Below are 14,891 nucleotides of genomic sequence, written 5' to 3' on the forward strand. Positions count from 1 at the left end.
TTAGATAACTAGGCAACTAAATAAAGTGAAACAGCACAAGACTAACCCCATTAGTCAGTCTTAGACTGTTGATATCAAAAGCTATATCTCATCATTGGGATATAGCTCTTTTTATAATTTTTCATGTAATAGTTTGATAGACCTTATTCTTTTTTCATTAACTTGTAATTTGTAACAAATTCTAATATACATTCTTGTTCTTCTTTTTCTAGTTGAATTAATTTGGCTAATAAAATAGGAAATACTTCATTATCTGTATTTGTAGAAGGTTGTATCTGTTTAAAGAAATCTTCAAAACTGATTCCTAGAGCAGTAATAATTTTATTTAACATTTCTATAGTGCAATTAATCGACCCTCGTTCCACTCTCCCTATATGTGTGGGGTGAACTTTTGCTCTAAGGGCTAATTCCTCTTGGCTTAAATTTTTAGCTGTTCTAAATTGCCTTACTGTATTACCAACAATATTTAATATATCATTCATTTTATCACCCCAGTTTCCTTGTATATAACTTACATATTTGCATTAAATTTATCAAGAGCATATATGATTTGGTAATTGGAGATTTTATAGCATAAATTGCTTGACAAAAAATCATATATTTTTTATACTTGTTGTAGGTGAAATTGTTACATTATAAGAAACATTGATAAGTAGGGCAGATACCAATAGAGGGAATAATGGTATTCGTAGATTGATGTAACAATTTTCATCCCTCACACCTTAACCCACTCGAAGAAAGGGACAATAGTACAATCCCTTTCTTTTTAGTGCATGTCTATTATTAGTATTGACAAAATTCTAGATTTATTCTTATCCTATTAAATAAATCTACGTAATAAAACAGATAAAGAAAAAGTTACAAATAATTATTTATGTTAAGAATTTCTCATTCGTAACATAAGTTACAGAATTCTAAGCCACCTCATGCTATACTTTGGTCACTGGTTAACAAAAAACAAAATTAAAACATAATTAAAATAAGGAATATGAAAGGTTGTGTGAACTATGTTTTGTTATCAATGTCAAGAGGCTGCAAAGGGAACAGGTTGTACATTAGCAGGAGTTTGTGGTAAAAAACCAGAACTAGCTAATCTACAAGATTTACTTATCTATACTATGAAGGGAATTTCAATATTAGCTAATGAAGCTAGAAAAGTAGAGATTGATCTTAACCAAGTGGATGAATTTATAGTAAATGGTTTATTCATGACAATAACAAATGCTAATTTTGATGAAAATGCATTTTATCAGACAATAAGAGAAGGACTAATACTAAGAGATGAATTAAAGAGTAAATTAGAAGAAAAAGGTATTGTTCTTGAAAACTTACATGATAGCGCTACATGGACAGCAGATTCAAATAGTAAAATGGAAGCAAAAGCAGACAGTGTAGTTGTAGGGGTACTGGCAACTGAAAATGAAGATGTTCGTTCATTAAGAGAATTAATAACATATGGAGTAAAAGGTATGGCTGCTTACGCACATCATGCTTATAACTTAGGTAAAGAAAATAATGAAATATATGCATTCATTACTAAAGCATTAGCTGCTACATTAGATGATACTTTAAGTGCAGACGACTTAGTAGCACTTACTCTTGAAACTGGAAAATATGGTGTAGATACTATGGCATTGCTTGATGAAGCTAATACTTCTACTTATGGTAATCCAGAGATCACAGAAGTAAACATAGGTGTAAGACATAATCCTGCCATATTAATATCAGGTCATGACCTTAGCGATTTGGAACAATTATTAGAGCAAACTAAGGGAACTGGTGTTGATGTATATACACATAGTGAGATGTTACCAGCTCATTACTACCCAGCATTCAAGAAATACGATAATTTCGTAGGAAACTATGGAAATGCTTGGTGGAAACAAAAAGAAGAATTTGAATCATTCAATGGACCAGTGTTATTTACTACTAATTGTATAGTACCTCCAAAGGCAAATCATATGGATAGAATATATACAACTGGAGCTTCAGGATTCCCTGGATGTAAGCATATTGAAGCTGACGAGAATGGTAAAAAAGATTTCAGTGAGATTATAGAACATGCTAAGAAATTAGATTCTCCTACTGAAATTGAAACAGGGTCAATAGTTGGTGGTTTCGCACATGCTCAAGTTTTTGCACTTGCTGATAAAGTTGTTGAAGCTGTCAAGTCTGGAGCAATCAAGAAATTCTTTGTAATGGCTGGTTGTGATGGAAGAATGAAGTCAAGAGATTATTATACAGATTTTGCTAAACAATTACCTGATGATACAGTTATCCTTACAGCTGGTTGTGCAAAATATAAGTATAATAAATTACCTTTAGGTGATATAGGTGGAATTCCTAGAGTGTTAGATGCTGGACAATGTAACGATTCATATTCACTTGCTGTCATTGCTCTCAAATTAAAAGAGGTATTTGAACTCAATGATATCAATGAATTACCTATTGCATATAATATTGCATGGTATGAGCAAAAAGCAGTAATAGTGTTATTAGCTCTATTGCATCTAGGTGTGAAGAATATTCACTTAGGACCTACACTTCCTGCTTTCTTGTCACCAAACGTAGCTAAAGTACTAGTAGAAACATTTGGTATCGGTGGTATTACTAACGTAGAAGATGATATAAAAATGTTCTTACAATAAAATATAATAAACTGAAAATATAAAATCGATAAAAGGAGATGCAGATTGATGCATCTCCTTTTATCGATTTTATATTTATGGATGGTAGAAGATATTTTATTAAACATAGTGGTGAGCAAGTAAATCCCATATGAATAAATTAAAGTATCTTCTATAATTATTATTCAATTCTTCACTATAGAAAATAAATTCAAGATTTTTTTTCTTGAATCTTGACAAATTATAAAATTAAAGTTAGTATAGACGTATAGACGTCCAGTTGGGAAGCGTTTCGCAGGTTAATATTAATTAAATCTAAGTGTCAAATGAATGGAGAGAGGTCATGAAAGATAAGATTATAAAAGCCATAAAAAGTGTAAAAGAATTGTCTTGTTATGATATAGGCATAGAAATCTCATCTGACAAAATTGTTACTCTTACAGGGGAAGTTGATGAATGGCAGCATGTAGTAGATATTGGTCATATTGCTGCAAAAGTAAAAGGTGTTAATAATGTGGTGAACGATATAACTGCACGGGGGATAACTATTCCACAAAAAGATAATACTGAAAAAATCAAAAAAACTCTACAAGAGAATGTACATAAGAAATGCGATATTTTAATAATAGGCGCAGGGATATGTGGCTGTGCAATTGCTAGAGAATTATCCAAATACAATCTAAAAACAATAGTAGTTGAAAAGAATAGTGATATAGCAGAAGAAGCAACAAAAGCCAATAATGGTAATATTCATCCGGGGGTTCTAGCTAAACCGGGGACTTTAAAAGCAAAACTCAATCTAAGGGGCAATGAGTTATATACAAAGCTGTCTGAAGACCTTAATTTTAAACTAATTAGATCTGGTTCCTTAAACGTTGTTTATGATAAAAGTGAATGGAGAAAGATGTTAGGACTTAAGTTCCTAAAAAAATCTAAACTAGGATATCTAGTTAAGCCAGCTAGACAATTTATGAAAGTTCCTGGACTAGAATGGCTGGATAAAGAAGAGGTCAATAAATTAGAACCAAATCTAAAAGGTGAGCCTATTGGAGGTTTTTTGATGTCTACAATGGGATTGGTTGAACCCTATGAAGTATGTATAGCCTTTGCAGAAAATGCAGTCCAGAATGGGGTAACATTCATGTTGGATACAGAAGTCCTAGATGTACTGACGGAAGACGGAAAGACTAAAGGGGTAATAACCAATAAATGCATTATTGAAAGTAAATATGTCATTAATTGTGCTGGAGTATATACAGATAACATAGCTGAGATGGCTGGAGATAGATTTTTCACGATTCATCCTAGAAGAGGTGCCATAGCTATATTTGATAAGAATAGAAAAGGTTTCTTCAACAGACCAGCTGGAACAAGAAGTGGACGAAGTAAAAGTACTAACTCAAAAGGCGGTGGAGCCTGTGTAACGCCAGAAGGAAATCTATTATGGGGACCAACAGCTACAGAGATTCCATCTAAAGAAGATAAGTCAGTAGAAGCTAGTGATATGGATTATATAATAAAATTAGGTGAGCGTGTTACAGATGAAGTTAAGAAATCAGAAATAATCACTTTTTTTGCAGGTATCAGAGCGGCAGATTATAAAGAAGATTTTATAATAGGTATGTCAAAAAAAGTAAAAGGATTTATAAATGTAGCAGGTATACAATCACCTGGGTTAGCATCGGCACCTGCAATTGCAGAGATGGTTGGAGGAATAATAAAAGATGATATGGGGGATATGTCTCTAAATAAAAACTTTAATCCTATAAGAAAACCCAAGGTACAATTTAGGGACTTATCTCATGAAGAACAAGATGAACTAATAAAGATGAATCCCAAATATGGGAATATAATATGTAGATGTGAGCTAATAACTGAAGGAGAAATATTAGACGCTATACATTCCCAAATACCAGCAACAACTATAGATGCAATAAAACGTAGAACAAGAGCTGGAATGGGTAGATGTCAAGGTGGTTTTTGTGGTCCTAGAGTATTAGAAATACTTGCTAGAGAGTTAAAGAAAGAACCTACAGAAATAACTCTAAAAGGTTCAGATTCATATGTCTTAAATAAAAATAGTAGAGCGTAATGGAAAGGAGGGATTAGATGAAATATATTGAAACAGATGTAGCTGTTATTGGTGGCGGACCAGCTGGGTTAGCAGCAGCTACAGAAGCTAAGAGACAAGGAGTAGAGAATGTACTTATAATAGAAAGAGATGTAGAGTTAGGTGGAATCTTACAACAATGCATACATGATGGGTTTGGACTGCATAGATTCGGAAAAAGATTATCCGGCTGTGAATATGCTGAGAATTTTATAGAAGAAGTTGATAATCAAGATATAGATGTAAAAATAAAAACCATAGTCTTAGAAATAACTAAAGAAAAGATAATATATGCAATGAATGAGTCAGAAGGCATGATGAGAATAAAATGTGGAGCAATCATCCTTGCTATGGGATGTAGAGAAAGAACCCGTTCACAAGTATTTATATGGGGTACAAGACCAAGTGGTGTACTTACAGCAGGTACTGTACAGAGATATATAAATATGGAAGGATATCTACCAGGTAAAAAAGCAGTAATTCTAGGTTCAGGAGATATTGGACTTATTATGGCAAGAAGAATGACACTTGAAGGTATTAAGGTAGAAGGTGTCTATGAACTAATGAGTTCCCCAGGAGGATTAACAAGAAATATCTGTCAATGTTTGGATGATTATAATATACCAATGCACCTGTCAACTACGGTTGTGAAAATACATGGTAACAAGAAATTGGAAGGTGTGACAGTAGCCCAGGTAGATAATAATAGAAATCCTATAAAGGGTACAAAAAAATACATTGAATGCGATTTATTGGTTCTTGCAGTTGGATTGATACCTGAAAATGAACTGTCAAGAAAATTGGAAGTCAAGATTGATCCCAGAACAAAAGGGCCAGTCGTAGATGAAAGTTTCATGACATCAGTTGAAGGTGTTTTTGCTGCTGGAAATGTGGTAACAGTATTTGATTTAGTAGATTATGTATCCATAACGGGAGAGATAGCAGGACGTGGAGCAGCTAGGTATCTGGAAGGGAATCTTAATCTAAAAGATGAATATCAATCAGTTATTCCTGGGGAAAACGTTAATTTTGTAGTACCACAGATAATCAGGAAAAAGAACCTGGAAGAACAGCTTCCTATATATTTTAGAGTTAAACAGAAAGAGAAAAAAGTTAAAGTGATTGGTGAAATTGACGGAGAAATTTGTTTGGATAAAAAACATGTCGTAGTATTACCACCTGAAATGATTGTTGAAAATATAAAAACGGAAAAATTAATGTCAAGTAATAATGAGTTGACCATTAGTGTAAAGGTGGGGTAGATTATGAAAAAAGAATTTACATGTATCGTTTGTCCTATGAGTTGCCATCTAACTGTTTATCAAGAAGGAGATAATATAATTGTAGAAGGAAATACTTGCAATAGAGGAAAGGTATTTGGGGAAAATGAATATGTTAATCCTAAAAGAATGTTGACAACTACAGTAAAAATAGATGGAAGTCATTTGAAAAGATTGCCAGTAATCAGTAACGATGAGATACCAAAAAGTAAAATATTTGAATGTGTCAATGAGTTGTACAAAATGACAGTTAAAGCACCAATAGATAGAGGGGATATTATAATAAAGGATATATGTAATACAAAAGTAGATATTGTAGCATCTAGAAGTATAGCAAAAATATCTTAACTTGGATACAATTATTTAGAAAATCAATAACTATAAAAATCATGATTCTTATTTTAGGATATGAATCATGATTTTTTATGTTTGATGCCTAAAAAATGTTATAATATAAAGGATATAAAATAAATAGAATAGGATTTTAATATACTTAGTGCTTAATCATAAATTAAATATATGTCAAAAAAGTAAAGATTATCATGTTTATAATCATAATTTAAAGTAGAATATAAATAAGATTTTAAAAATATAAGTTTACCAGTAATTTTTGCACAAAGTATAACTTCTTATGAATTAAAGGAAGAGGAGATGATGTAATGGAAGCTAATAGACCTAATTTCGTTTTTATTTTTCCAGATCAATGGAGAGGTGATTGTTTAGGAAAAGATGACAACCCTATTATAGAGACTCCTTACTTAGATGCTTTGGCATCTGAAGGAGTAATGTTCAATCATGCTTATGCAGCTGCACCTAGTTGTATTCCAGCTAGAGCATGTCTAGCAACAGGGCAGACTCCATCAACTTGTGGCAGACCAGGATATCGTGATGGTATCCCTTGGATATATGAACATACATTAATGAAGGAACTTCGTGATGGAGGTTATCATACAATGTGTGTAGGAAAAACACATTTTTATCCACAAAGGGTAAGATTAGGATTTGAGGAACTCAGATTGTATGACCCACAGGAAAAGTTAGGAAATGTTAAGAGTGATTATCATCGCTGGCTTGAAAGAGAAACCAATGGGAAAGTAAAAGACCCAGCAATAGAGTGGAATAATAATACATGGATGAGGTATAGTTGGGAAGCAGACGAATATCTTCATCCTACAAATTGGACTACTGACAATGCAATAGAAATGCTTGAAAACAGAGATCCTTATAGACCATTTTTTATACAAATAGGATACCACAGACCTCATTCACCATATGATCCACCAAAATATTATTATGATTTGTATAAAGACAAGGAATTACCACCGATTCCAGTGGGGGATTGGGCAAAAGAAGAAAATAGTAGAGAAATAGATGAAGTTGATTCTTTTAGAGGGGAATTACCTGCTCATCTATTAGATAGGATGCGAAGAGCGTATTACGGGTCAATTACACATATTGATGCCCAAATAGGACGTTTGATTTTCTGGTTAAAGAAAAATAGGTTATATGATAATACATACATAATCTTTTGTTCCGATCATGGAGATTTGATGGGTGACCATCTATCATTCAGAAAAGTAACTCCAATGGAAGGCTCTGCAAGGATTCCTTTTATAATAAGAACACCTGAAAGTAAGGTAACAGGAAAAAGGACACTCCCTGTTACCCATATGGACATTATGCCTACAATACTTGAAGCTGCTAAATTAAAAATACCTAAAGAGGTAGAAGGTATAAGTCTTTTATCAGCACTGGAAGGAAAAGATGAAAAAACTAGAACATTCATACATGGAGAACATAGTTTTGTTAGTAAGAATATGATTGAAGGATGGCAATTTGTTACTGATGGAAAAGAAAAATATATATGGGAAAGTTATTCAGGAAGAGAATATTTTTTCGATTTAGAAAACGACCCTAATGAAATGAAAAATATTATTCATGAAGAAAAGCAATATGATAAGATACAGTTATGGAAGAATCGTATGATTGATACATTGAAAGAACGTAAAGAAGATGGATTAGTAGAAGATGGGAAATTAGTGTCAGGTAGATATGCTCCAGAAGTAAGATGATATCTATGTAAATAAAAAAATATCCATAAATGAACATGAAAAAAGAAGGTAATATACCTTCTTTTTATTTCGTTCATTTATTATAGCTTAACTACATTCTCTGCTTGAGGTCCTCTAGCGCCTTCGACAACTTCGAATTCAACTTTTTGGCCTTCTTCTAGAGTTTTAAATCCATCACCTTGAATTGCAGAAAAATGTACAAATACATCATCTTCACCTTCAACACAAATGAATCCAAATCCTTTTTCGCTGTTAAACCATTTTACGATACCTGTTTTCATTAAAACATCCTCCGAAATAAAATTATTTGTAATTCTTTACTAATATAGACTATCATATACAGCGAGAAATGTCAAATTTTATTTTAAAAAGAATTAATATTTTTATTCAATAAACATAAAATTTTATGATTTTATTCTAATTTTCAGTGTAATTTTACCATGAAAACGTCATTTTATAGAAATATTTGGTTTTGTATGGTAATATTTACCTTAAATATACATAAATATTACCATACTGATTATAAGAACAAGAATAAATAACTTTTTTAAAATATATTTGGTATATTCTCATGTATTATAATGAACTTCTTAGGTAAGTAGTACCCATAAGATATTCATCAACTGATTTAGCGAGTTTTCGTCCTTCGGCTATTGCGTGAACAACTAGTGATTGACCACGTCTCATGTCACCAGCGGTAAAAACTCCTTCAATATTGGTCATGCAATTAGCAGCAGCTAATACATTACCACGTCCATCATATTCAATTCCAAGGTCATCCAACATACCTTTATGTTCAGGATGTAAGAATCCCATAGCAAAAAGTACCAAATCAGCATCAAGCTGAAATTCACTGCCTTCAACTTCTTTCATAGTCTTTCTACCGTTTTCATCAGTAGACCACTTAAGTTTTACACAATTGATTTTTGTTACTTTTCCGTCTTTGCCTTCAAAGGATTTAGTAGCAATGCTGTAATTCCTTATATCCTTACCGAACTTAGCCATTGCTTCTTTATGAGAAGTAGAAGTTCTAAGAATCATTGGATAAACTGGCCAAGGCTGTCCAGCGCTTCTTTCAGTAGGAGGAGCATCAAGTAATTCAAGCTGTATTACATCAGCTGCACCTTGTCTAATGGAAGTACCTACACAGTCAGAGCCTGTATCTCCACCACCTATAACAATTACTTTTTTATCCTTTGCAGTTATGGATTCATTAGCAGGAATATCTTTTCCTACATTCCTTTTATTAGCTTGTGGAAGGAATTCCATTGCAAAATGGATACCATCCAAATCTCTACCTGATATATCAAGGTTTCTAGGTGTTGTTGAACCACCTGTCAAGCATATTATATCATACTTGTTTTTAAGGTCTTCTACGCTGACATCTTTACCTACATTTGTATTAGTCTTAAAATCAACACCTTCTTCTTCCATTTGATTAACTCTACGATCTATATAGAGTTGTGGAAGCTTGTAATCAGGTATACCATATCTTAGGCAACCCCCAATTGCATCTGCACGTTCATAAACAGTAACTGTATGACCTACTCTTGCTAATTGTTGAGCGGCAGCCAGTCCAGATGGACCAGAACCTACAACAGCTATTTTTTTGCCAGTATATACGGCAGGTGGTTGAGGCTTTACTATACCTTTTTCCCAACCTTTTTCTATAATTGCAAGTTCTATCTGTTTACATGTGATAGGGTTTCTATTAATACCAAGTACACATCCTGATTCACATAGAGCAGGACATATTTTACCAGTAAACTCTGGGAAGTTATTAGTAGTATGAAGAACTTCTAAAGCTTTATCCCACTGATTATTATAAACTAAGTCATTGTAGTCAGGGATGATATTACCAAGAGGGCAGTTATAGCTGCAAAACGGTACTCCACAATCCATACATCTAGAAGCTTGCACTTTAATCTCTTCATCTTCTAGTGGAACGTAAATATCATCAAAATTGTTAATTCTGTCTAACTCTGGTTTGTAATTTCCTAATTTTCTTTCGAACTCTTTGAAACCTGTTGCTTTACCCATTATCTGCACCCCCTGAATTCAAGGTTTTTTTCTAATAATATTTCTTTGTACGCTGGAGATATAACTCTAATAAACTTATCTTTGTATTGTTCAAAATTATTAATAATTGTTTTTGCTTTTTTACTATCAGTATATTTGATATGATTCTCTAATAATTTTTTGATTCTAGTTATGTCTTCGTCTTGGATAGTTTCTGTAATAACTAATTGGTAGTTACATCTATTCTTTTCAAAATCTCCAACTTCATCAAGAACATATGCAATACCTCCACTCATACCAGCACCAAAATTTCTACCAGTTGAACCAAGAATCAGAGCAATACCACCTGTCATGTATTCACAACCGTGATCTCCAACACCTTCAACTACTGCTGTAGCACCAGAGTTTCTAACTGCAAAACGTTCTCCTGCAATACCATTAATATATACTTCACCATCTGTTGCTCCGTATAATAACGTATTACCTACTATGATATTTTCTCCTGCATCAAAGGTAGCGTTCTTATCAGGATATACTATGATCTTTCCGCCGGATAAGCCTTTACCTAAGTAATCATTAGCATCACCTTCAAGTTCTAATGTCATACCAGAAGTAGCGAATCCACCAAAAGTCTGACCAGCAGAACCATTGAATTTGTAATGTATTGTATCATCAGTTAAACCGTTATCACCATATTTTTTGGCTACTTTACCTGCTAACATAGTTCCTACAGTTCTATGGATGTTTTTAACAGGATATTCTTTATATACTTTGTTCTTTGAATCAATTGCTTCAGCTGCATCAGATATTAGAGTTCTATCAAAGATATCTTCCAAACCATGTTCTTGCTCTTTAACACACTTTGGCTGTATTCTTGATGGAAGTTCTGGTCTATATAAAATAGAATCAAAATCAATAGCTTTTGCTTTCCAATGCATCTTGGATTTGTTTGGTTTTAACATATCTACACGGCCAACCATTTCATCAATTGTTCTAAAGCCCATTTCTGCCATATATTCTCTAAGTTCAGTGGCTAAGAAGGTAAAGAAATTGATTAGATGTTCTGGTTTACCTTTAAAATGTTTACGTAACTCAGGGTCTTGTGTCGCAACTCCTACAGGACATGTATTCTTTTGGCATTTTCTCATCATTATACATCCACTAACGACTAATGCCGCTGTTGCAAAACCAAATTCCTCTGCTCCAAGTAATGCGGCGATTGCAACATCTCTACCAGTCTTTAACTGACCGTCTGTCTGAACAACAATACGACTACGAAGGTCGTTCATAAGTAATGTTTGTTGAGTCTCAGCTAATCCAAGTTCCCAAGGAAGACCAGCGTATTTGATAGAACTTGCTGGTGAAGCACCTGTACCTCCGTCATGACCTGATACAAGAACTACATCTGCATGTGCCTTAGCTACACCTGCTGCTACTGTTCCTACACCAACCTCTGAAACAAGCTTAACATTGATTCTTGCATCTTCATTAATGTTTTTGAGGTCGTAAATAAGTTGAGCAAGGTCCTCTATAGAATAGATGTCATGATGAGGTGGTGGAGAAATAAGGTCAATTCCAGGTGTTGAGTGACGTACCTTAGCTATAGCTTCAGTTACTTTATGTCCTGGTAGATGACCACCTTCACCTGGTTTTGCTCCTTGAGCCATTTTTATCTGTATTTCTTCTGCATTAACAAGATACTCAGCAGTTACACCAAAACGTCCAGAAGCTACCTGCTTGATAGCACTATTTCTTGAACTGCCATCTTTATCTTTTACGAATCTAGCTGGGTCTTCTCCACCTTCTCCAGAGTTTGATTTACCACCTAATTTATTCATAGCTAATGCAAGTGTTTCATGGACTTCTTTGCTTAGTGAACCAAATGACATAGCCCCTGTTGCAAAACGTTTGACTATATTTTCTATAGGCTCAACTTCACTTAGAGGGATAGCACCCATAGTAGAAAAATCTAACATACTACGTATTGTACATAGTTTTTCACTTTGGTCATTAATAAGCCCTGCATATTCTTTGTATAAATCGTAGTTACCAGTTCTACAAGACTGTTGTAATTTACTAATAGTATCTGGATTGAATAAATGTGCTTCAGATTCTTTTCTCCAATGTAAATTACCACCTTCTAATAGGTTCTGATAAGGATTTCTAAGTGAATTAAAAGCTACACTATGGCGCATAATTACTTCTTTTGCAATAATATCAATACCGATACCTTGGATTCTTGAAGGTGTTCCAGGGAAGTATTTGTTTATAATGTCACTGTTAATACCTACAGCTTCAAAAATCTGTGCTCCATGATAACTTTGAAGTGTTCCAATTCCCATTTTTGATAATATCTTCAATAAACCATTTCCTATAGCTTTTTTATATCTTGAGTAAGCTTCTTCGTAGGATATATCTTCTGTAACATATAGTTTGTTTTCAACAAGATGCATAATAGTATCAAGAGCAACATAAGGATTGACAGCAGTTGCACCATAACCTATTAACAATGCCATATGCATAACATCTCTAGCGTCACCAGTCTCTACGATGATATCTACTTTAGTTCTTAATTTTTGTTTTATCAAGTGGTGATGAACACTTGAAGTAGCTAACAAACTAGGTATAGGCGCATTATATTTATCAATGTTGCGGTCACTTAAAATGATTACATTGTATCCTTCATTAATGTTGCTTATAACTCGTTCATTAAGAGAATCAAGAGCTTCTTCTAGACCTTCACCTTCTTTTGAAACGGGGAAGATAATTGGAATTTTGACTGCTCTAAAATCTTTATGGTGAATATGACGTATTTTTTCAAAACTAGCGTTATCAAGTATAGGTGAATCTAATTCAATGAAGTTAATATTTTTCTTTTCATTTAATTCACCTAGAATATTACCCTTGTAACCAATGAATTGTTTTAGGGACATAACTAATTTTTCACGTATAGGGTCAATAGGTGGATTGGTTACTTGCGCAAATAATTGTTTAAAGTAATTGCTTAGCAACTGAGGTTTTTCTGATAACACAGCAAGTGGTGCATCATTACCCATTGAGCTGATAGCTTCCTTACCTAATTCAACCATAGGGGCAATAATTCTTTTTAGTTCTTCTTCAGTATAACCGAAAACTTTTTGTATTCTTATAATTCTATCTTGACTAAGTACTGCTGGGTCATGAGGATAAGGTAAATCTTCTAAAGTTAATTTATTCTTATCCACCCATTTTTTATATGGTTTTTCAGATGATAATTCTTTTTTGATTTCTTCATCTGAGATAATTCTTCCTTCATTAGTATCTATTAAAAACATCTTACCAGGTTCTAGTCTTCCTTTTTTGATTATGTTTTCTGATTCAAATGGTAAAACTCCTGTTTCAGATGCCATTACAACCAAATCATCATCAGTTACTAAATATCTTGCTGGACGAAGTCCGTTACGGTCAAGTGTAGCACCGATCTCGATACCATCTGTAAACGCAATACCAGCAGGACCATCCCAAGGTTCCATAAGTTTTGCATGATATTCATAGTAAGCTTTCTTATCTTCATCCATAGTAGTATGTTCTTGCCATGCTTCTGGTATCAGCATAGATATGGCATGTGATAAAGATTTGCCGCTGGCTACTAGGAGTTCCAGTGCATTATCTAAATTCATGGAATCTGATCCATCAGGTGTTATTATTGGGAAAAGTTTTTTGATATCTTCTCCTAGAATATCTGATTTGAGGATACCTTCTCTAGCATTCATCCAATTTACATTACCTCTAAGAGTATTAATCTCACCGTTATGAGCTAAGAAACGGAATGGTTGGGCTCTATCCCATGATGGAAAGGTATTAGTACTATATCTTTGGTGAACTAAAGCAATAGCACTAACCATTGAAGGATCTTGTAGATCAGGGTAGAATTCAGGTATTTGTCTAGCAAGCAACTGTCCTTTATATATCATTGTCTTACTTGAAAGGCTGCAAATGTAAAAAGCTTCAGTATAAGTATGAGATGCTTTTCTTATAGCTTTTTCAACTAGCTTTCTAACAATATATAATTTGGTTTCAAATTCTGTTGTAGAAAGATCACCTCTTTTAATAAAAATCTGGTGTACTACAGGAATTGTTCCTCTTGCAGTCAAACCACAGGCTCTTTCATTAACAGGGACATGTCTCCATCCAATTAACTCAAGGTTTTCATTGGCAAGGTATTTTTCAAATACACCTTCACAGAAATATCTAGCGTTAGGTTCTTGAGGTAGGAAAATCATTCCAACACCGTAATCACCTTCATCAGGTAAAGTGAAATCTAATGCAGCCATTTCTTTTTTTAAGAATTCATGAGGGATTTGGATTAAGATACCTGCACCATCACCAGAATCAGGGTCAGAACCTACTGCTCCACGATGAGTTAGATTAACTAATACATCCAGTCCTTGCTCTATAATTGTATGGGATTTATTACCTTTCATATGAGCTACAAATCCAACACCACAGTTATCTTTTTCGAATTGTGGATCGTATAGACCTTGTTTCTCAGGTAATCCATAAGATTTATTCATATCGTTGCCTCCTTGATTATGTATTTACAGAGTGTTGAAGATAGTATAACATAAATTATTAGACAATTCAATACAATGAAGGGAAAAATATAAACACATTCATAAATGGGTTCCGTTTATTTTAACTAAAATGTGATGCTTGATATAATTTACCCTTGTTTTTATTTATAATAACACAGTTTTTTTGGGTTTTACATATAAAAAGATTACCAGATGAGATATGAAATGTG

The 14,891-nt window shown here is 33.5% G+C and carries 9 protein-coding genes; 5 read left to right on the top strand and 4 right to left on the bottom strand.

The window, feature by feature from the left end; genetic code table 11:
• Positions 1–143: 143 nt before the first annotated feature.
• Positions 144–482: a helix-turn-helix domain-containing protein gene (locus AACQ14_RS09210; protein WP_339363291.1), complete on the bottom strand. Its 339-nt coding sequence runs from the start codon at positions 480–482 to the stop codon at positions 144–146.
• A 525-nt stretch (positions 483–1,007) separates the two neighbouring features.
• Here AACQ14_RS09210 and hcp point away from each other — a divergent pair.
• The 5 genes from hcp (at position 1,008) to AACQ14_RS09235 (ending at position 8,089) form a co-directional block, all read left to right on the top strand.
• Positions 1,008–2,648 carry a hydroxylamine reductase gene (hcp, locus tag AACQ14_RS09215; RefSeq protein WP_339363292.1) on the top strand — a complete coding sequence of 547 codons (1,641 nt, stop codon included), beginning with the start codon at positions 1,008–1,010 and terminating at the stop codon, positions 2,646–2,648.
• A gap of 322 nt (positions 2,649–2,970) precedes the next feature.
• On the top strand, positions 2,971–4,719 hold the full coding sequence (locus AACQ14_RS09220; protein WP_339363293.1) for an FAD-dependent oxidoreductase: 1,749 nt from the start codon (positions 2,971–2,973) through the stop codon (positions 4,717–4,719).
• Between the two features lie 17 nt (positions 4,720–4,736).
• On the top strand, positions 4,737–5,999 hold the full coding sequence (locus AACQ14_RS09225) for an NAD(P)/FAD-dependent oxidoreductase (protein WP_339363294.1): 1,263 nt from the start codon (positions 4,737–4,739) through the stop codon (positions 5,997–5,999).
• Between the two features lie 3 nt (positions 6,000–6,002).
• The gene (locus tag AACQ14_RS09230) at positions 6,003–6,365 is read left to right on the top strand and encodes a DUF1667 domain-containing protein (protein ID WP_339363295.1); all 363 of its coding nucleotides are present in this window, start codon (positions 6,003–6,005) and stop codon (positions 6,363–6,365) included.
• Between the two features lie 311 nt (positions 6,366–6,676).
• Positions 6,677–8,089 carry an arylsulfatase gene (locus AACQ14_RS09235; RefSeq protein WP_339363296.1) on the top strand — a complete coding sequence of 471 codons (1,413 nt, stop codon included), beginning with the start codon at positions 6,677–6,679 and terminating at the stop codon, positions 8,087–8,089.
• Positions 8,090–8,169: 80 nt separating this feature from the next.
• Here the strand turns inward: AACQ14_RS09235 and AACQ14_RS09240 are convergent, their stop codons facing one another.
• From AACQ14_RS09240 to gltB, 3 genes are all read right to left on the bottom strand, one after another.
• Positions 8,170–8,370, bottom strand: coding sequence for a cold-shock protein (locus AACQ14_RS09240; RefSeq protein ID WP_113676178.1), 201 nt, complete (start codon positions 8,368–8,370; stop codon positions 8,170–8,172).
• Between the two features lie 295 nt (positions 8,371–8,665).
• Complete coding sequence (locus tag AACQ14_RS09245; protein WP_339363297.1) at positions 8,666–10,129, bottom strand: glutamate synthase subunit beta; 1,464 nt, start codon at positions 10,127–10,129, stop codon at positions 8,666–8,668.
• Entirely contained in the window at positions 10,129–14,661 is a 4,533-nt protein-coding gene (gene gltB, locus AACQ14_RS09250; protein WP_339363298.1) for a glutamate synthase large subunit, read from the bottom strand. Before gltB ends, AACQ14_RS09245 begins: the two co-directional genes overlap by 1 nt.
• Positions 14,662–14,891 lie beyond the last annotated feature (230 nt).

The organism is Vallitalea maricola (assembly GCF_036985595.1).
Classification (GTDB): Bacteria; Bacillota; Clostridia; order Lachnospirales; family Vallitaleaceae; genus Vallitalea; species Vallitalea maricola.